22 protein-coding genes are annotated in these 20168 nt (G+C 41.5%); 17 read left to right on the top strand and 5 right to left on the bottom strand.

The genetic code is table 11. The features are described from left to right. Positions 1–37: 37 nt before the first annotated feature. The 15 genes from recJ (at position 38) to CXF81_RS10005 (ending at position 13673) form a co-directional block, all read left to right on the top strand. Positions 38–1756 (top strand): single-stranded-DNA-specific exonuclease RecJ, encoded by a 1719-nt coding sequence (gene recJ, locus CXF81_RS10075; protein WP_198556376.1) that lies wholly within the window; start codon positions 38–40, stop codon positions 1754–1756. A gap of 119 nt (positions 1757–1875) precedes the next feature. Next, positions 1876–2157 (top strand): hypothetical protein, encoded by a 282-nt coding sequence (locus CXF81_RS10070; RefSeq protein WP_101181235.1) that lies wholly within the window; start codon positions 1876–1878, stop codon positions 2155–2157. A gap of 1 nt (position 2158) precedes the next feature. Then, positions 2159–2881 (top strand): DNA repair protein RecO, encoded by a 723-nt coding sequence (gene recO, locus CXF81_RS10065; RefSeq protein ID WP_101181234.1) that lies wholly within the window; start codon positions 2159–2161, stop codon positions 2879–2881. A 62-nt stretch (positions 2882–2943) separates the two neighbouring features. Next, positions 2944–3684 carry a pyridoxine 5'-phosphate synthase gene (gene pdxJ, locus CXF81_RS10060; protein ID WP_101181233.1) on the top strand — a complete coding sequence of 247 codons (741 nt, stop codon included), beginning with the start codon at positions 2944–2946 and terminating at the stop codon, positions 3682–3684. 107 nt (positions 3685–3791) lie between these two features. Further along, complete coding sequence (acpS, locus tag CXF81_RS10055; protein WP_101181232.1) at positions 3792–4235, top strand: holo-ACP synthase; 444 nt, start codon at positions 3792–3794, stop codon at positions 4233–4235. Between the two features lie 5 nt (positions 4236–4240). Continuing rightward, positions 4241–5662, top strand: a complete 1422-nt coding sequence (rlmD, locus tag CXF81_RS10050; RefSeq protein ID WP_101181231.1) for a 23S rRNA (uracil(1939)-C(5))-methyltransferase RlmD — start codon at positions 4241–4243, stop codon at positions 5660–5662. A 12-nt stretch (positions 5663–5674) separates the two neighbouring features. Beyond that, positions 5675–7822, top strand: a complete 2148-nt coding sequence (gene relA, locus CXF81_RS10045; RefSeq protein WP_101181230.1) for a GTP diphosphokinase — start codon at positions 5675–5677, stop codon at positions 7820–7822. 44 nt (positions 7823–7866) lie between these two features. Then, on the top strand, positions 7867–8289 hold the full coding sequence (locus CXF81_RS10040) for a MazG nucleotide pyrophosphohydrolase domain-containing protein (protein WP_101181229.1): 423 nt from the start codon (positions 7867–7869) through the stop codon (positions 8287–8289). A gap of 226 nt (positions 8290–8515) precedes the next feature. Further along, a complete protein-coding gene (rplM, locus tag CXF81_RS10035) occupies positions 8516–8944 on the top strand; it encodes a 50S ribosomal protein L13 (protein ID WP_006011719.1) in 429 nt (142 codons plus the stop codon). 12 nt (positions 8945–8956) lie between these two features. Next, positions 8957–9349: a 30S ribosomal protein S9 gene (gene rpsI / locus CXF81_RS10030; RefSeq protein ID WP_006011720.1), complete on the top strand. Its 393-nt coding sequence runs from the start codon at positions 8957–8959 to the stop codon at positions 9347–9349. 320 nt (positions 9350–9669) lie between these two features. After that, on the top strand, positions 9670–10302 hold the full coding sequence (gene petA, locus CXF81_RS10025) for a ubiquinol-cytochrome c reductase iron-sulfur subunit (RefSeq protein ID WP_101181228.1): 633 nt from the start codon (positions 9670–9672) through the stop codon (positions 10300–10302). Beyond that, complete coding sequence (locus CXF81_RS10020; protein ID WP_101181227.1) at positions 10302–11567, top strand: cytochrome b N-terminal domain-containing protein; 1266 nt, start codon at positions 10302–10304, stop codon at positions 11565–11567. The genes petA and CXF81_RS10020 overlap by 1 nt, the downstream gene beginning before the upstream one ends. After that, positions 11564–12298, top strand: a complete 735-nt coding sequence (locus CXF81_RS10015) for a cytochrome c1 (protein WP_101181226.1) — start codon at positions 11564–11566, stop codon at positions 12296–12298. The genes CXF81_RS10020 and CXF81_RS10015 overlap by 4 nt, the downstream gene beginning before the upstream one ends. Before the next feature lie 106 nt (positions 12299–12404). Further along, complete coding sequence (gene sspA / locus CXF81_RS10010; protein WP_006011724.1) at positions 12405–13037, top strand: stringent starvation protein SspA; 633 nt, start codon at positions 12405–12407, stop codon at positions 13035–13037. A 90-nt stretch (positions 13038–13127) separates the two neighbouring features. After that, positions 13128–13673: a ClpXP protease specificity-enhancing factor gene (locus tag CXF81_RS10005; RefSeq protein WP_101181225.1), complete on the top strand. Its 546-nt coding sequence runs from the start codon at positions 13128–13130 to the stop codon at positions 13671–13673. A 153-nt stretch (positions 13674–13826) separates the two neighbouring features. On the opposite strand, the gene CXF81_RS10000 is transcribed toward CXF81_RS10005, so the two are convergent. From CXF81_RS10000 to CXF81_RS09985, 4 genes are read right to left on the bottom strand one after another with little or no spacing between them, the layout of a single operon-like run. Further along, on the bottom strand, positions 13827–14411 hold the full coding sequence (locus tag CXF81_RS10000; protein ID WP_101181224.1) for a BON domain-containing protein: 585 nt from the start codon (positions 14409–14411) through the stop codon (positions 13827–13829). 12 nt (positions 14412–14423) lie between these two features. Beyond that, positions 14424–15017: a phosphoheptose isomerase gene (locus CXF81_RS09995; RefSeq protein ID WP_101181223.1), complete on the bottom strand. Its 594-nt coding sequence runs from the start codon at positions 15015–15017 to the stop codon at positions 14424–14426. 55 nt (positions 15018–15072) lie between these two features. Continuing rightward, positions 15073–15411: a YraN family protein gene (locus CXF81_RS09990; protein ID WP_101181222.1), complete on the bottom strand. Its 339-nt coding sequence runs from the start codon at positions 15409–15411 to the stop codon at positions 15073–15075. Positions 15412–15433: 22 nt separating this feature from the next. Next, the gene (locus CXF81_RS09985) at positions 15434–17389 is read right to left on the bottom strand and encodes a penicillin-binding protein activator (RefSeq protein ID WP_101181221.1); all 1956 of its coding nucleotides are present in this window, start codon (positions 17387–17389) and stop codon (positions 15434–15436) included. Between the two features lie 164 nt (positions 17390–17553). On the opposite strand from CXF81_RS09985, the gene rsmI reads away from it, so the two are divergent. After that, positions 17554–18405, top strand: coding sequence for a 16S rRNA (cytidine(1402)-2'-O)-methyltransferase (rsmI, locus tag CXF81_RS09980; RefSeq protein WP_101181220.1), 852 nt, complete (start codon positions 17554–17556; stop codon positions 18403–18405). Here the strand turns inward: rsmI and argR are convergent. After that, positions 18388–18852: a transcriptional regulator ArgR gene (gene argR / locus CXF81_RS09975; RefSeq protein ID WP_101181219.1), complete on the bottom strand. Its 465-nt coding sequence runs from the start codon at positions 18850–18852 to the stop codon at positions 18388–18390. The two genes, rsmI and argR, sit on opposite strands and share 18 nt — an antisense overlap. Before the next feature lie 221 nt (positions 18853–19073). On the opposite strand from argR, the gene mdh reads away from it, so the two are divergent. After that, positions 19074–20012 carry a malate dehydrogenase gene (gene mdh / locus CXF81_RS09970; protein WP_101181218.1) on the top strand — a complete coding sequence of 313 codons (939 nt, stop codon included), beginning with the start codon at positions 19074–19076 and terminating at the stop codon, positions 20010–20012. Positions 20013–20168: the final 156 nt, after the last annotated feature.

Below are 20168 nucleotides of genomic sequence, written 5' to 3'. Positions count from 1 at the left end.
ACGTTCATCTTTATTTACTTAATCAAAGAGGCCTGTTTTGCAAATACAGAGACGCCATGCGGTTACTCCAACGCCTATTGACTCCCAGTTGCCTTCTATTTTAGACCGATTATATCGAAATCGCGGCGTTACTGACGTGGCTCAAATACAAACGCAAATTAAAAAGTTACGTCACTATAATGAATTAAAAGGCATTGAAGTCGCTTCAAATTTAATTTGTGAAGCAATAAAACAAAGCAAAGCAATTTGCATTATTGGCGATTTTGACGCTGACGGTGCAACGAGCACGGCTATTTGTATGTTAGCTTTAAAAGCATTTGGGCACAAAAATGTCGATTACTTAGTCCCCAACAGATTTGATTTTGGTTATGGTTTAAGCCCTGAAATTGTTGATGTTGCTTATCAGCAAAAGGCTGAATTTATTATAACTGTTGATAACGGTATATCATGTGTAGAAGGGGTCAGTCACGCAAAAGAATTAGGCATGACCGTGGTGGTCACAGATCATCATTTGCCAGGTTTTAGGCTTCCTAACGCCGATGCAATTGTTAATCCTAATCAACCAGGTTGCGAGTTTGCATCTAAAAATTTAGCCGGTGTTGGCGTTGCTTTTTATGTCATGTTAGCAGTAAAAGCACAATTGCAAAATGAAGGGTGGTTTAAGCAAAAAGATATTCTAGTGCCTAACTTAGCAAATTACCTCGATATTGTGGCTTTAGGCACTGTTGCTGATGTTGTGCCATTGGACGAAAATAACCGTGTATTGGTGCATCAAGGCTTACAGCGTATACGCAGTGGTATAGCTCGTCCGGGTATCAGAGCCATATTAGAAGTCGCGGCAAGACCCTGCCATAAATTATCATCTACAGATCTTGGTTTTGTACTAGGTCCTCGCTTAAATGCAGCGGGCAGACTTGATGACATGTCATTGGGAATAGAATGTTTGTTGACAGAAGATGAACATATAGCGCGTCAAATCGCAGCTCGTCTTGATGCCTTAAATCTAGAGCGCAGAGAAATTGAATCTTCAATGAAAGATGAGGCCGAAAAAGCGCTCGAAGCATTCATTTCACAAGGCAACGAATTACCTTCGGGTGTTGTGCTGTACCAATCCGATTTTCACCAAGGTGTTATTGGTATATTGGCGGGTAGGCTCAAAGAAAAATATTATCGGCCCACTATTGTCTTCGCTCAACAAGATGCAGAGTCTATTAAAGGTTCTGCTAGGTCAGTGCCTGGTGTGCATATTCGAGATTTATTGGAAACGGTAAATACCCAAAATCCTGGCCTAATTGATAAGTTTGGGGGCCATGCAATGGCAGCAGGATTGAGCTTAAAAATAGCACGACTTAGTGAATTTAAATTGGCTTTTGAAGCCGCCGTAGCGGAAGCTATCAAAGGTCTGCCTACACAAAACCTTATTTTGTCAGATGGGACTCTTGGTTGCCAAGAAATCAATATTGAAAATGCGAGCCTTATAAAATTAGCGGTTCCTTGGGGGCAGACATTTGAGGAACCATTATTCGACGGTATATTCCAAATGCGTAGCCAGCGAATTGTAGGCAAAAATCACTTAAAAATGGTCGTTAGTTTAGATGGTATTGAGTTTGATGCGATTGCTTTTAATATCGACTTAGCAACATGGCCAAATCAAAAGGTTCGGCAAGTAGCGCTAGCTTATAAATTGGATATTAATGAATTTAGAGGCCAAATCAGTGTACAATTACTAGTTCAAGCGCTTGAATCAGCCGATTAAAGCGTACTTGTAATTGATTAAACAGCCGGGTTGCTAAGTCATTTTGAGCAACCAGTATACACAGTCATAACCGAACTCATTACTCTGTAATGTGGGTAAAAAAGAGGTAGATTAGAACGATGGCAAGAAAAACAGCTTTGCAAACATTACTAGAAACCCATCCAAACTTGGTTCATTCAGAATTATGCAAAGTGACGTCACATGTTCAACGAGAAGAAGATGGCTGGTATGTCAATACACTCTTAATTATTAATCTGGATGTGCCTTTTATATTTAAACGTCGAAAAAAGTATAAAAACTTGGAGGGTAGGGTGGTTAATTTAACCTATTACCCTGAAGTAAAAGAGATTGCGGGTATGCAGTTTGAAACCATGAAAGTGGTCAGGATCAAAGTGAGCTAGCTTGAATAAAGATATTTACGATGGTTACGTGCTCCATCGGCGGCCTTACCGTGAAACCAGCCTAATTGTTGACTTCTTTACTCTACAAAATGGCAGAGTTAGCGCAATGGCCAAAGGAGCAAGACGCCCAAAATCAGATAAAAAAAGCTTGTTGCAACCACTTCAAGCAGTCAACTTTGAATTAGTTGGACGCGGCACTTTGCGAATTTTATCAAGAATTGAATCGACCTCTAGGTCTTATTCACTTTCGCAGCAAAGCTTGTTCTGTGTGTTTTATTTAAATGAAGTATTAAATAGGGCGCTGCCTGAATCTGAACCCTTTACTCGCTTGTTCCAACAATATGAGTTGTCCTTAAATATGCTGCAACAGTTATCATCGAAAGGAGGAGAATTAGTCGATATTGAGCCTATATTGAGAAATTTTGAATTCGTTTTGTTAGAAGAATTAGGTTATTTCCCTGACTTTACTTACGACTCGCAAAACGAATTAGAAATAGTACCTTCTAAAAGCTATTCGTTAATGAATGAAATTGGTTTTGTCGAATGCGACCAGCAGCTATCGTTTGCAATTAGCGGTCAGGATATATTGGCAATCAATAATAATGATTGGCAGTCATCGTCACTTAAAGCGGCAAAAAAGATAAGTCGTATTGCTTTGCATCCAATATTAGGCGACAAACCGATTAAAAGCCGTGAACTATTTAGTACTAAAATAACTACTTAAAATAACGACTTAAAATATACCCTTTATTTACTAAATCTATTCGGCCATCTCAGGAGAGCTACGTGCAAGATATACTATTAGGTGTCAACATTGACCATATTGCGACGCTTCGCAATGCCAGAGGTACAAATTACCCAAATCCGGTTCATGCGGCTGACATTGCCGAAAGGGCTGGAGCCGATGGTATTACGGTTCACTTGCGTGAGGACCGCAGGCACATAAAAGATCAAGATGTGTATTTACTTAAAGAAACCATCAATACACGTCTCAATCTTGAAATGGCGGTAACCGACGAAATGTTAGCAATTGCCGCAAAAGTACGACCAGAATTTTGTTGCTTGGTGCCTGAAAAAAGACAAGAGCTGACCACTGAAGGTGGTTTGGACGTGGCCGGCAACCTCGCAAAAATGCAAGCGGCTTGTGAGCAATTAAAGGCGCAAAGTACCCTCGCGTCATTATTCATAGATGCTGATGAAAGACAAATTGAAGCGGCAGTTGCGGCCGGTGCCCCTTATATCGAAATTCATACTGGACAATATGCTGAGGCAAAAAATGAAGCGCAAGCTGAGTTCGAATTAGCCAAACTAGTCAAGGGTATAGAATATGCACACAAATTGGGACTGAAAATAAATGCAGGTCATGGTTTGCATTATCACAATGTGAAACCAATTGCGGCCATTCCTCAATTAATTGAGTTGAATATTGGACACAGTATTATTGCGCGAGCCACATTTGATGGTCTTGAAAAAGCAGTAAGAGATATGCGTTTATTAATGCAAGAAGCGAGATTAAGCCAGCGGTAAATTGCTAAGTAATCGCCAACTTACGCTGACGCTGTAAGTTATATTTACGAGTCGTTTTGGGTGCTGTGGTATATACTCTGCAATTGGATATAAAAAAGGAGTAGGGAATGCCAATTATTGGGGTCGGAACTGATATAGTAGAAATTGCTAGGTTGCAAGCAAGTATCGAGCGCTCTGACTCAATGGCAAAGCGAATATTGACTCCTAATGAGTATAAAGATTATTTGGCACTAACTAATTTAGCCAGAATCAGACCGCATCAACAAGTGGAAACGAACGATAAAGGTGCGCTTAATCTAAGCTCACAAGCGCGATTTTTAGCCAAACGCTTTGCGGCAAAAGAAGCCGCAGTTAAAGCCATTGGTAATGGTATCGGTAATGGAGTGAGTTGGCAGCAAATTGAAATTGTCCATTACCTGACAGGCCAGCCATATTTGATAGTGAACGGTCATCTTGAATTGCTGTTTCAGCAGAAAGGAGTAAACCACACTCATCTTTCTATTTCAGATGAAAAGCATTACGCAACCGCTACAGTAATTTTAGAGAGTTAACGATTGTGGTTCAATTTTTTAAAGCAAAGAAACAATCGCCATTAGGTAAAAATCGAGCTCGAGAACAGAGTTGTCATGAGACCATTGAGATGTCAGTCGATGTCATCGATCATAATGCTAATGGGATCCTTTTATCTCACCAACCGATCATCGTAGTACCTGCTTCGATACCTGGTGAATTGTACCGAGTATTGATACTCTCAAAAAAGCAAAAAGTATGGCATGGCAAAATAGTCAAAGTGCTGCAAGGACACGAGTCGGCCCGTGTTAAGGCTTTTTGTCCCTATGTAAGTGAGTGTGGAGGCTGCTCTCATCAGGCTTTTGATGCAGATTATTTGATTGAAGCCAAACAGACAAGTCTGCAAAGTTACTTAAACAAGGTCATCCCTCCAACAAGACTTGAACGGTGCGAATGGGAAGAGGTGATTAAGTCGGATATTGCTGATAATCATTACGGGTATCGGCGCCGTGCTCGTGTCGCTATTGATGCACGAAATTCAAATGAGATTAAAATAGGCTTTCGGCAAGAGAAATCGAATAAAGTTGTCGATATACCTAAATGCGCAGTGCTAGCCGAGTCATTACAAAGCGTTTATGAACGCTTAGTTACTGTCATTAAACGTCTGCCTAATGCTTCTTCTATAGGTCATATCACGCTAACAGAAGGTGCCCAAAGATCCCAAGTATGCTTGCATTTGACCAAAAGCTTGAATACCGAGTCAGTCCAAATGCTGGTGCTCGAACAAGCGTCTTCGGGAACGCAGTACATGATCGAATCTACGGCCTCAAAGTTAGTAAACATCACCGCATTAGGAGCTTCTAGCGGAGACAGTGATGTGGTAATAAGTCCTGTTTTAAATTCTATATTCACTATTTCGGACGATCCGGGTTTAAACTTAGCGGTAACTGCTAATAACTTTATACAAATTAATCAACACGTAAATCAACAGATGTTGACGCTCGCAAAAGAGTGGTTAAACCCGACTTCAGAGGATTGTGTGGTTGACTTATTTTCAGGCGTTGGTAACTTTGCGCTCGCGTTAGCGCCATATTGTAAACAAGTCATCGGTGTCGAAGGTGTGCCCGAAATGGTGCAACAAGCGGAAGAAAATGCACAATTAAATGGCATAAAAAATTGTCGTTTCGAACATTATGACCTCAACGATTTAGCGTTAAAGACAACGCTTAATATACCGCAAGGCGCGCTGTTTATAGTCGATCCGTCGCGTGCGGGTGCATTGGCAATCATGAACACGATATCAGTATTTAAGCCAAAAAAAATATTGTATGTTTCTTGCAACCCCACAAGTTTCGCTAGAGACATAGACGTTTTACCCAGCGAATTCGAGATTACAAAAATGAGAGCGCTTGATATGTTCCCTTTTACAAAGCATATTGAAATGGTAGCTTTAATAAGCTCAAAGTAGGGTGCAAAATACATGGTATCAATAAGAAGTGTTCATCAGACCAGTCGCCCAACCTTCAGTCAATGGTTGGCTGATCTAGATGTACCTGAAAAAACCAAAAAAAAACTAAGTCAGATTTCAGATAAACCAGATGATCTCTTGATCGGTCAAGAGATGGTTGAGATATTGCACGAACTTCATATGGATGATGAAACACTGCAAGCCGCTTTAATTTATCCATATTGCCAAATCCATGAATTATCGGAAGATCAAATTGAAGATCAATTTGGTATGCCAATTAAAGAGCTAATTTTAGGTGTTCGTCGCATGGATGCCATTAAAACGCTGCAATCTCGTAATCGCCAAGACGAAAGTCACGTTAACAACCTGCGTCGTATGTTGTTAAGTATGGTGGAAGATGTGCGCGCTGTAGTTATAAAAATGGCTGAACGTATTTGCACCCTACATTCCGTAAAAGAAGCGGATGAAGAAACTCGAGTGATCGTTGCCCACGAATGTTCGAGTATTTATGCCCCGCTGGCTAACAGGCTAGGTATTGGTCAGCTTAAATGGGAACTTGAAGACCTTTCGTTTCGCTATTTGCATCCAAACACCTACAAGCGTATAGCAGAAATGCTAGATGAAAAACGCATTGATCGTGAACAATACATTATCGATATTGTGCAAGAACTACAAGGCTTGTTAGACGACCAGAACATTAAAGCGGAAGTCATTGGTCGGCCCAAACATATTTACAGTATTTGGAAAAAAATGCAGAAAAAACAACTTTCTTTTGAAGAGTTGTTTGATATTCGTGCGTTGCGTATTGTGGCTGATAGGTTGCAAGATTGTTATGCCGCGTTAGGCACAGTGCACACTATTTGGAAACATATTCCCAAAGAATTTGACGACTATATTGCGACGCCTAAGCAAAATGGCTATCAAAGTATTCATACGGTTATTGTTGGTCCACAAGGCAAGTCAGTGGAAATTCAAATCAGGACGCAACAAATGCACCAAGACGCGGAGTTAGGTGTTGCTGCTCACTGGAAGTACAAAGAAGGCGCAACAGGCAAAGCTGCAGGTTCAGAGGAACGTCTGAATTGGCTGCGCAAAATTCTTCAGTGGCAAGAAGAAATGGCTGAATCGGGTAATTTAGTTGAAGAACTCCGTAGTCAGGTATTTGACGACCGAGTTTATGTTTTTACTCCCAAGGGCGATGTTATTGATTTGCCGCTGGGCTCATCACCCCTAGATTTTGCCTACTATGTGCATAGTAATGTTGGCCATAGGTGCATTGGTGCTAAAGTTAATAAGCGTATCGTGCCCTTTACTTACAAGTTGCAAAGCGGTGATCAGGTAGAAGTGCTGACCGGTAAAAATGCCTCTCCCAGTCGAGATTGGATGCACCCAGGTTTAGGTTATGTGCATTCTGCACGTGCTAGAGCAACCATCCATTCATTCTTTAAAAAACAAGACAAAGATAAGAATATCGACGCCGGAAGAGAGCTCTTAGAGCGAGAACTCTCAAAAGTAGACATCCCCATTAAACTTGCGGCTGACGCTGTTGATAAATTCAATGCAAATTCGGTTGATGATTTATTTGCAGCTATCGGTGTGGGTGATACCCGTGTAATGACGGTTGTGCATTTTTTATTGCAGAAACACGGGCCACCTCCGGCGCAACCAGCTGAAATATCGATCAAGCCACGTCGAGCAAAGTTACGCAAAGGTAGCGAGCCGATTATTGCCGAAGGTGTGGGTAATTTACTCAGCCAAATTGCAAAGTGCTGCCAACCTGTTGCGGGTGAGTCTATTCTAGGCTATATCACGCAGGGCAAGGGAGTTAGCGTACACAAGGAAAACTGTGCTCAGTTATCAAATTTATTAGAACAGCATCCTGAACGCCAGATAGAAGTATCATGGGCAATTGAACATCAAACCAGTTTTCAAACAGAGCTTAACGTTTATTGTAACGATAGAACCGGCATTTTAAGAGATATCACAACGGTACTATCAAATGAAAAAGTTGGCCTGCTTGGTGTCAATAGCTTGAGCAACAAAAGCCATAATTCAGCACTTATAAAGTTAACTATTGAAGTTATAGACGCAGATAATTTAGCCCGTGTTGTGGATAAATTAAAACAATTACCCGATGTTAACGACGTAGCCAGAGATTAACGTGAAGCAACTTAGCCAATACACAAACAAATTAAGTCCTAATAATGTCAAATGACGCGATTAAAAGCATTCCGCAGAGTCTTTTGCAAAAAGCGTTGAATACTCAACTTGAATGCGCAAAGCTGGGTTTTGATTGGCCCGAGGTTGCTCCGGTGTTTGATAAAGTACTTGAAGAAATTGAAGAAGTTAAGGCTGAGGTTTATGCCCAGCAACGACAGCAAGATAAAATAGAAGATGAGATAGGTGATTTATTCTTTGCGATTGTCAATTTATCTCGTCATCTTGAGGTTAATCCAGACGTGGCGCTAAAAAAAGCCAATGAAAAATTCAGCAAACGTTTTTCATTGGTGCAGAAATTCGCTGCGAATGAGGATCTCGAGTTAACAAGCCTACATATTGACGCTTTAGAACTACTGTGGGATAAAGCCAAGAAAACCTTAAATGAAGCGCAACATCCCGCGACCTAAAGCAAAATATGTAACCCTTGGTGACACACTATTTTAGAAAAAGCCGAAAAATACTTCGCTTTTACGCTAAAGTCTGTATAATTTGGCCCCTGCCCAGTTGCACCCACCTTTGGGAAGGTGGTAGATTGACCGGCTCGAAGGGGCTAACAGGTTGATATAATTGCACTTTAAGCAGTATTAGACTGCTTGACAGTGAACTTAACTAATAATTTTGGGTGACGAATACATGAAAACTTTTGTTGCAAAGCCAGAAAGCGTAGAACGCGACTGGTATGTGGTTGACGCTGCAGACAAAACTTTAGGCCGCTTTGCGGCTGAAATCGCGCTAAGACTGCGCGGTAAGCATAAACCAGAGTACACTCCTCATGTGGATACTGGTGATTACATTGTTGTAGTTAATGCAGAAAAAATTACGGTAACAGGAAACAAAGCGAAGGGTAAAATATACTACTCTCACTCCGGTTATCCAGGTGGCTTGAAAGAAGCTACCTTTGAACAGCTAATTCAAAAGAAGCCAGAAATGGTTATTGAAAAAGCGGTCAAAGGTATGCTTCCAAAAGGCCCACTAGGTCGTGCTATGTTCCGCAAAATGAAAGTTTTTGCTGGTCCAGAGCATACGCATGCTGCACAACAGCCACAATCACTGGACATTTAAGGAGCGAGCAAAATGGCAGATACTCAATATTACGGCACTGGCCGTCGCAAAAGCTCAACAGCTCGCGTTTTTCTTCGTCCGGGTTCTGGTAACATCATTGTAAACCAGAAGCCATTAGACGTTTTCTTTGGTCGCGAAACTGCAGTTATGATAGTTAAGCAACCATTAGAACTTGTTGAAATGACTGAAAAATTCGACTTATACGTTACCGTTTCTGGTGGTGGTATTAGTGGACAAGCTGGCGCAATACGCCACGGTATTACTCGTGCACTTATGGAATTCGATGAAACGTTGCGTCCTGCGCTACGCAAAGCCGGTTTCGTAACACGTGATGCGCGTAAAGTTGAACGTAAGAAAGTGGGTTTACACAAAGCGCGTAAGCGTCCACAATTCTCAAAACGTTAATCAGTTCGATACGTGTTTTAAAAACCCAGCTTCGGCTGGGTTTTTTATTTTTACTTAAAAAATCATGTCGTCCTACTAATTTTAGTCGATATATAAGTATATTTACTTGTTGTAGTGATTTCTTGACTTATAACGCTAAAAACAATCAAATTTTCTTACTAAAACCTTGTGTTTGTTAAGGGTTTTCTTTTAAAATACCCTGCTAATTATAATCGAACGTTTCCGATTACGAATAACAGTTTGATCTTGGTTGCATGTAAACCAATATTAAGCTTGAAGCTATTATTGAAACCTGTCATTCCAACCCCGGAGAAAAGTTGATGAGCGATGTATCAGTAGATACCAATGAATCAGCAACAAATAACGAACAGCCGAAAAGCAGCGACCGTCGCAAGTTTTTAACTGTTGGTACATGTGTTGTTGGTGCGATTGGTGCTGTAGGTGCTGCAGTTCCTTTTGTTGCCTCTTGGCAACCAAGTGCAAAAGCTAAAGCGGCTGGTGCTGATGTACAAGTAGATATCAGTGCAATCCAACTCGGCCAAATGATTCGTGTTAAATGGCGCGGCAAGCCAGTATGGATAGTACGCAGAACACCAGAACTTCTGAAAAGTTTAAGTGCTCATGAAGGCGAACTTCGTGACCCCAACTCTGAAACGGAACAACAACCGGCGTTTGCTCAAAACCAATACCGCTCGCTAAAATCAGAGTATTTAATACTCGTCGGTATTTGCACTCACCTTGGTTGTTCTCCACAGCATTTAGTTGATGGTTCTTTTGAAGAGTACGCTGAAGGTGTTGCAGAGGGTTTCTTTTGTCCTTGTCATGGTTCTAAGTTTGATATGGCTGGACGTGTCTTCCAAGGCGTTCCGGCACCATTGAATTTGGTTGTGCCGCCATATCAGTATGTTGATGACAATACGGTTATTATCGGCTCAGAAGCGGAGGTTGTGTGATGAATGCATTTATGAGCTGGATTGAACAACGAATTCCTGTAATGCGTGTTGCAAATATGCACGCAATTCAATATCCAGCGCCCAAAAATATGAATTTTTGGTATATTTTCGGTTTCTTGGCGACGATTGTGCTCGTTAACCAAATCGTGACCGGTATTTGGCTTACGATGAGCTACGAGCCATCTGCAGAGCGCGCTTTTGCTTCTGTTGAATATATTATGCGTGAAGTTAACTATGGCTGGCTGATCCGTTATATGCACAGTACAGGTGCTTCAGCCTTTTTCATCGTCGTTTATCTGCACATGTTTAGAGGCATGATGTATGGCTCTTATCAAAAACCGCGCGAGCTATTATGGGTCTTTGGTATGTTAATTTACCTAGCGCTGATGGCTGAAGCCTTTATGGGTTACGTATTACCATGGGGACAAATGTCCTACTGGGGTGCTCAGGTTATTGTATCTTTATTTAGTGCTATCCCCGTCATTGGGCCTGATTTAGTCGAATGGATCCAAGGTGACTACGTTATCTCTGGTGCAACGCTGAATAGATTCTTTGCATTGCATGTAATTGCATTGCCACTGGTTATTGTTATCTTGGTTTTTTTACACATTATCGCATTGCATGAAGTGGGTTCTAACAACCCCGATGGTGTAAATATTAAGCACAAGAAAGGGTCATTAGCTGAAGAAGATAAAACTGTGTATAAAATCCATGAATACTACACAGACAAATACGACATTATTGACGACGTTGTGCCGTTTTTTCCACACATCGTGTTGAAAGACTTGGTGGCATTTAGTGTATTCTTGTTTGGTTTCTGTTTCATTATGTTCTTCATGCCTGAGATGGGTGGCTATTTCTTAGAGCATCCAAACTTTGAAGTCGCGAACCCATATAAGACACCAGCACATATATTTCCAGTGTGGTATTTCACGCCGTACTATGCAATTTTGAAAGCGGTACCGGACAAATTATTCGGTGTGTTAACAATGTTTGGTGCGATTGCTGTGCTCTTTGCATTGCCTTGGATTGATCGTGGCAAAGTAAGGTCATGGCGTTATAGATGCGGTTTGCATAGAGTTAATTTACTTGTGTTCACAGCAGTGTTCGTATTCTTAGGTTATCTGGGAGGCACGCCACAAGAGAATTGGAAAATTATTGCCTCACAAATTGCAACGATTATGTACTTTGGTTTCTTTGTTTTACTCTGGATCTATTCGGGTAAAGAAAAAACCAAACCGGTACCTGCGAGGATCACACTATGAAGAAATGGTTTGCTGTTTTATTGCTAGTGCCGACCTTCGCATTTGCTGCTGGGGGGGAGTATCCGAATGACCATGCAGATATTGATTTGAGCGATCAGGCATCGTTACAGCGTGGTGCTCAAACCTTCATGAACTATTGTTTGGGTTGTCACCAAATGCAATATCAAAGGTACCAGCGTACTTTTCAAGATATTGGAGTGCCGGACGAATTAGGTGATAAGTATTTGCGCTTCACCGGTGAAAAGGTGAGCGACTATATTACTTCTACAATGCCAGAAGACGACTCAGCCACATGGTTTGGTGCTGCGCCACCTGATTTAAGTTTGGTTGCTCGTGTACGCGGCGCTGATTGGATTTACACCTACTTACGCACTTTTTATGTCGATGAGAGTAGACCATTTGGTGTTAATAATTTGGCATTCCCTAATGCGGGTATGCCTCACGTGCTCCAAGATTTGCAAGGAACGCCAAGATTAGCGACTGAAATGAAGATGATCGATGGTGATATGAAGGAAGTCAGTGTGGGTTTGCGCACCGATGGTGATGGTAAACTCACAACCGACGAATATGATGAAACTATTTTAGATTTGGTTAACTTCCTAGAGTACACTGGCGAACCGTCAAGATTGCAATCAGAAAGGATAGGTAAAGGGGTGTTGATTTTCATCCTCATCTTCTTTGTATTTGCCTATTTTCTCAAGAAAGATTATTGGAAAGACGTTAAAAAATAACGACTTACCTCTAGTGATAAAATAAAAGGGGCAGTGCGCCCCTTTTAGTGTTTTTAACTGTTTATTTTTTGTAATTCTCTTTTTGAGAGAGAATTCGGAGGTTTTAATGGCTGTAGCCGCGAACAAACGCTCAATTATGACGTTGTTTTCTGACAATATTGATATTTATAGTCACCAAGTACGCATTGTATTAGCGGAAAAAGGTGTAGGCGTAGAAATTAGCTATCTAGACCCAACTCAACTAAGTGAAGATTTATTAGAACTGAACCCGTACGGTACGGTACCAACGCTAGTTGATAGAGAGTTAGTACTTTATAAATCGCATATTATTATGGAGTATTTAGACGAACGCTTCCCCCATCCACCATTAATGCCCGTGTACCCTGTATCTCGCGGCGAAAGTCGTTTGATGATGCATCGTATTGAACATGACTGGTATGCGCTCGCTGCAAAAATTTTCCGCAACGAACCGGGTGCTGATGAAGCACGCACTGAGTTACGTGAATCTTTGCTCGCTTTGGGTCCAATCTTTGCTGAAAAAGCTTACTTCATGAGCGATGAGTTTAGTCTAGTTGATTGCTACTTAGCACCCCTTTTATGGCGTTTACCTGCGTTAAATATCACCTTAAGTGGCGCCGGCAGCAAAGACGTCGTGGCTTATATGAATCGTATATTCGAACGCGGTTCTTTCAAGGCTTCGTTGACTGACCAAGAACGCGAAATTCATAATCCGTTATAAGTTAAGTCAGTAAGTACGGCCTATACTAATAGGTCATACTTACGTCATTCTTTTCAATAACTTTCGTTTGACAATAATTTGAGAGCATTAATGGACAATATGACCAGCAACCAACCGTACTTGCTTCGCGCTTTTTGCGACTGGATAGTTGATAACGGTTTAACCCCTTACATTGTAGTAGATGCTGATTTACCGGGTGTAGAAGTGCCTAGACAGTTTGTAAAAGACGGCCAAATTGTTCTGAATATATCGCCCAGTGCGTGTGTAAACTTAAATGTAGGACTTGAAGGTGTGGCGTTTCAAGCGCGATTCTCCGGCCAGCCTATGCAAGTGTTTGTTCCAAGTATTGCTGTTAGTGCCGTATATGCTCGCGAGAATGGTGCGGGCACTGTATTTACACGAACACCAGAAGAGTTAGCTGAATATGAAAAAAACACGCACACAGACGCTGGTTTGCCCTCTGTACAGCCTGTTAAAAAACTGGAAAGTGTCAAACTAGACGAAAAAGCAGACACCAGGCCCGTGCAAGCTGGAAAGCTAACATTGGCAGGAGAAAGTAAAGTGAGTGATGCTAAAAAACCAGTAACGCAAAGCACCGGTAAATCTAAAAAACCTAGCCTAAAAGTGATTAAATAGATCCCTACCAATAACCTCTTTTAATTCAGCGCGACTGCAGTGACGCCTACGATTGTCGGTTTAGCCGTTCAGAAAAAAGGACACAGATGCATTCTGCAAAATGCGCTATTTATGCAATGTAAACCTGTGTTCAGCTACTATGCATCACGACATCTACGGGATGAGTTCCATTACTCTTATCACCTTAGAAACCCCGTCAACATTTCGAGCTGCGTTGACCGCCGCCGCTGCTTCTGCCTTAGTGAGCAAGCCCATAATAAATACTTCGCTGTCTTCCACCACAAGAACAAGCTTAAACAAAGGGATTTTTTCATCCGCAAGCATAATGGTTTTGATTTTAGAGGCCAACCATAGGTCATTCATGGTTGATGTGGCCGGAATAGGGCTACCTAGCCTAACTTGGTTATGCACCTTGATTACGTTTTGCACTGCACTCGCCATCTTTTCAAGGTCGACAATTATTCCTTGTAATGGTGCTTGTCCTGTCAGCAAAACCTGACCGTTGTAAACATCAACACTCACCGCGGCTTCATCCTTAATTAACGGAATGTCATTGATTGCACTTCTGACTCTGCTTTGTGTTGTTTTGTCATCTATTTGTGTGCCAACAGTGCGTCTATCATTGGCTGATACGGTAGCGGCCGCACCGACAGTGCCTACAGTCACAAGTGCACAACCAGTTTGCATACACGCTACGAAGATAATTACTATCGTGGCGGTTTTTCCTTTGCTAAACATAAGCCCTTCTCTTTATTCTGATTCGCTAATTGGAAATAGTGCATTGTCGATTGACTCGCACAAATTATGGATAACCAGAAGATGTACTTCTTGTATTCTCGCTGTACGTGATGAAGGGACTCTAATTTCAACGTCATTTTCACTTAAAAATCCAGCCATTTCGCCGCCATCTTTACCTGTTAGGGCAACAATTGTCATATCACGGCCCAGAGCAGCTTCCATCGCGTTAATGACGTTGCGACTATTACCACTGGTTGATATTGCAAGTAAAATATCGCCAGGCTGTCCCAGTGCTTTAATTTGTTTTGAAAATATTTCATCATAGCTATAGTCATTAGCAATCGACGTAATCGTTGAACTATCTGTGGTTAAGGCCATGGCCGGCAGTGAAGGGCGGTCGCGCTCATAGCGGTTCAATAATTCGGATGAAAAGTGTTGTGCATCGCCTGCCGAGCCACCATTACCGCAACTTAAAATCTTATTGCCATTAATAAGCGCACGCACCATCATGTTTGCTGCCTTTTCGATTGGAATAGGCAGTTCTTCAGCAGCCGCTATTTTAGTTTGAATGCTTTCGGTAAAACTTTTTTTAATATTTTCCAGCATTTAATGCCCCTTAAGTAGTGTCCGTACTATGAATTCTCTGATTGTTATTAACTAATTATACGTTCTTAATCCAGTTTACCTGTTCACCGTCTATGGCGACAACATCTATTCGTAAATTAGTGTGGTGGGTATTCAGTTTCTTTTGTAACAAATAATAATTAATCGTCCTTTCTAGCCGTTTGCGCTTCTTGAAGGTAAACTGCTCGGCTGCGCAACCATGACTGTCTGTTGACCTAAACTTTACCTCAACAAAAACTAACTGTTGCTGGTCTAACATTATCAAATCTATCTCTCCGACCTTTGCTTTATAGTTTTGTTCCACAAATACAAGTGAATGGTCGAGTAAATATTGTTTTGCCACTTGCTCGGCCTCATGGCCTATTAAGCTGGCCATGTATTGATAAGATAGCAAACTATTAAAAGCCGTCTGTTTGGGTTATTGAGTTATTTTGAATAACCGCACTTGGCAAGCTGCGAGTAACTTGACGCTGATTGTTGACGGTCAACTTACCAGACAAGCCTTTTAAATCGGTATGACTAAAATAAGCCAGTTGTTGCATTTTTTCAGAAAACTGGAAAGCGTCGTAGCCAAATGCAAACAAGCGTAAAAATGAACTGGGTGGGTTGTTCCAAATATCATCTACCTGATGCGCAAGGGCGCTTTCTCTTTGCGCTGGCATAAGAAATGGCATATCAACAAAGACCAGATTGCGTAAATCTCGAATACTATTGTTATTAAGTTGATGTTGATAGCTGTAAGAGGTAGCGAATACCGGAATAGTTCGCTCTGTAAATAAGCTAATACTAGCTTCTATAATTGGGTTTAACAATTCAACTTGTTGCGGTAAAGCGAAAACTGCAAAAGCATCTACATCTCGCCTATTGCGAGTAACGCTATGCACGATTTCTGCTGTTAAACTTGTCATCTGACCGATGCGTCTTTGGCTTTGAAGCACATCAAGCGCCGCCGTAATGCCAATACGCAATCCTTTATTGTCTGAAAAGGTAACTATTTTAGGTACCTTTATTTGGTCCAGTCCATTCAGAGCTATCCACTGCTGATTGAATGTGTCTATCATTCGACGACTAAGCGACGAACCATTGCTAATAATAATCGGTGTTCTTATCCCTTGTTTCTTCATCAAATTAGCCAGCTGCGTAGCTTCATCTTCTGGGGCTAATGCAAAGTATACTTTAGCTGATGTATCGCTCGTATTGTTTGCTGGACCCGTCATTGGTCCCTCTGTTGACAAGCGATTTAAGTATACAAGCATCGAATCAGGTAAATTGAAGTCTTTGACTAAGCTCACATGCTCACGCAATAACGGGCCAATAACGATGTCATACTGCATCAGACCCTCGGACGTAATCTGGGGGCTGAGGAAAGACTCGTTGTCTGAGCCTGTATCCAAAAATCTAATATTTGGAATGGCTTGTCCTGGATTGTTTGTATTAATGTTCTCTAGCTTTGCAAAGTATGCAGTCATAATACCTTGCTTAATGGCATCACCTTGGACCTGCACGCGGCCACTCAATGGCAGTAAAACCGCTATATCGCGAACGTCGTTTAATGATTGTGCAAGATATCCTTTTACTCCATCTGGCAAGTCAGCAGAAAGAGGGTGTGTTGGGTGCTGTTTTCGCCAAAAAACTATTGCTTGCTGTCTGCTTGAGTCGGTTAAATCTTCATCTTCTAAGATCTTAGCTAGTGCTAAATACGGGCGCATAAATGAGCTGTTGTCACTCAATGTATTTTGTGTAGATTTCGATGCTTTTAAAAACCATTGCCACAATATATGCTCTGCCGACTGATTTAACGGGCTATCTGCATTCAATTGTTGACTTAGTACATTAGCGGCTAAATCCCAGCGCTCATGCAGTGCTGCCAAATGTGCAATAACAACTTCTTTACGCGCCAAAAATTGATTTTCAGTAATCGGTGTCAGCCATGAGATCATCGCATCGATCGGCGTTTTCACCAGCTCGGCGGACAAGCCCGATGCATAATGTTGAATAAGTGCGCACTCTGCCTTCAATAATAATGAATACTGCTGCTGCAATGGATCTTCTAAGAAAGGTTCGATATTCGCAATAATAATATCCGTACGACGACACTCCCTACCTGTTTGAAAGTGTTGAGCCGCAGCCAACAGTAGGTTGTTTCGTTGATTAATATCGTTGTTTTTCTGCCATTCAATTTCAGCTTCTTGTAATGCGGTTTCTGCACTGTTTAAAATAACGTCTCTAGACGCCTTCGTTTCTTTTTCAACAGGCTTTTGACTTGCTATTTTTGTTTGACTGGCACAACTTGCCAAACACAATAAAATGAATGCCACAATTAAATAGGTGCGTAAATTGGAAAATACGTTCACAAGCGCTCTCAAATGACTAGGATGTTGATAGTTTACTTAAGCTCAGGCAAATATCTATCTACTTTGACATATTCTGTCCTAAAGTAGATGTAGAATGTGTATAAGCTACTGTTTGATTTAGTGTAATATTAGCAGTGTACAGACAACATTGGGAAAAAATAAAAATGCAGATTACGAACACATCAGGAACGCTTTATATTGTTCCTACGCCCATAGGCAATTTGTCTGATATTAGCCCTCGTGCTCTTGATGTCTTAAAAGAGGTTGATTTAATCGCGGCAGAGGATACTCGGCACACTTCACGCCTGTTATCTCACTATTCTATTGGCACCTCGACTATTTCAATGCATGACCATAATGAAGCTGCTCGCTCGTATCAATTAACCTCTAAACTTATTGAAGGTAAAAATATTGCATTAGTCTCTGATGCAGGTACTCCTTTGATCAGCGATCCTGGTTTTATTTTTGTTCGAGATTGTAGAGAAAAGGGAATACCTATTATTGCTTTGCCTGGTCCGTGTGCCCTAACTACCGCACTGAGCGCATCTGGCTTACCAACTGATAAATTTACCTTTCATGGTTTTTTGCCAGTGAAGCAACAAGCGAAAGCCAATGTTCTCGAATCACTTACTAATTCTGGGTGCACAACCGTATTTTATGAAGCGCCTAGACGTATTCGCGATACTATGGCAGCTTGCAATGAAAGCTTACAAGACGACCATGAGATTGTATTAGCCAAAGAAATAAGTAAAACCTTCGAAACGTATAGGCAGGGAAGTGCAGCAGAAGTTCTAGCGTGGTTGGACGCGGACCCAGTTCATCAAAAAGGTGAATTTGTACTGATGATTTATTGTCCTAATAACCTGCAATCGGAAGGTGCATCGCAAGAAGCATTATCGTTATTGGCTCTGTTAGCCAAAGAACTACCGCTAAAAAAAGCAGCCGCACTGACGGCCGCGCACTATGGTCTTAAGAAAAACGCACTTTATGCGATAGGCTTAGACACTCTCAAATAGGTCCTCAACGCGCTGGCGAAGGTCTTCTATTTGGGTGATATCAGCGGGTGCGATGAAGATAGTGTCATCACCAGCGATAGTACCAAGAACACCATCGGTATGGCTCAATGAATCCAGTAACCTGGCAATCAGTTGCGCAGCACCTGGGCTCGTGCGAATAATCACCATTACGTTGTTGTGAACGATATCTAACACAAGTTGTTTAAGCGGGCTTTTAGCCGTAGGCATACCCAGTTCAGGTGGTAAGCAGTAAACCATGTCACCGCGCGCATTTCGAGTTCGCACTGCGCCAAACTTACTTAGCATACGAGACACTTTCGATTGGCTTATATTATCAAACCCCGCCTCTTTTAACGCATTGACAATTTCACCCTGAGAACCGTAACTTTCGGTTTTTAACAGCTCTTTAAATGATTTTACTAGGGCGTCTTGTTTGCTTGATGACATATTCTGTAAAGCCTTGTGTTTAATGTTGGCGTATTTTGCATCAGCAGCACCCTTTTCGCAAACGAATGTGGCTAAAAGATGTTGAGGAATTGTAAGGTTTGTTAATTTATTGTGAACTTAAGCGTAAAAAAGAGGATAAGACCATAGGGTGATTGAGATCTTAACGTATATAGATTATTGTGACGCCCGCAAATAAACGCTTTTATTAACAGGAGAATTTTATGAAGGTAGCTGTATTAGGCGCCGCTGGTGGTATCGGTCAAGCATTATCATTGTTATTGAAAACACAATTACCTGCTGGCTCTGAGCTAGCATTATATGACGTTTCACCTGTTGTTCCTGGTGTTGCTGTTGATTTGAGCCACATCCCAACTGATGTCGCTGTTTCTGGCCATGGTAAAGATGGCTTAGCTGAAGCATTGACTGGTTGTGATATTGTTTTAATACCTGCTGGCGTCCCCAGAAAGCCAGGTATGGACCGTTCTGATTTGTTCAACATTAATGCTGGTATTGTTAAAAATCTTATCGAAGCAGTTGCTGATAATTGTCCAAAAGCGTGTATCGGCGTTATTACTAACCCGGTTAATACGACGGTCGCTATTGCTGCTGAAGTCCTTAAAGCAAAAGGCGTTTACGACAAAAACAAATTGTTTGGTGTAACTACATTAGATGTTATCCGCTCAGAAACATTCATTGCAAACCTTAAGGGTTTGAAAACAACTGAAATTCATGTTCCTGTTATTGGTGGTCACTCAGGTACAACTATTCTTCCACTTCTTTCACAAGTTGACGGCGTAAGCTTCACTGATGAGGAAGTAGCAAGTTTAACTGCGCGTATTCAAAATGCCGGTACTGAAGTTGTTGAAGCTAAGGCTGGCGGCGGTTCTGCTACCTTGTCTATGGGCCAAGCTGCTGCACGTTTCTGTTTGTCGCTAGTTGCTGCAATGCAAGGTGAAGCGGTCGTTGAATACGCTTATGTGCAAGTAGATGGTTCTCATGACGCTGCATTCTTCGCTCACCCATTGCGTTTAGGCATAAATGGTGTTGAAGAGATTTTACCCTACGGTGATTTAAGCGATTTCGAAGAAAATGCTAAAAACACAATGCTAGAAGGCTTGCGTGGTGATATCAAAATGGGTGTTGATTTCGTTAACGGTTAAATGCTGCTGTAAACATGAGTTAACATATAATAAGCTGGCTGGCATTGTGTAATGTTGCCGGCTTTTTTGTTGTTTTTTCGGGGCTAGTCTGTTAATTAATCTATTAACATATCATTCTAAAAACCCAATTGGCTTATATTTTCATATACAGTTACT

The organism is Glaciecola sp. 33A (genome assembly GCF_002836745.1).
Taxonomy (GTDB): domain Bacteria; phylum Pseudomonadota; class Gammaproteobacteria; order Enterobacterales; family Alteromonadaceae; genus Glaciecola.
The sequence above is the reverse complement of the archived record's forward strand: the minus strand, read 5'-3'. Positions and strand labels throughout refer to the sequence as shown.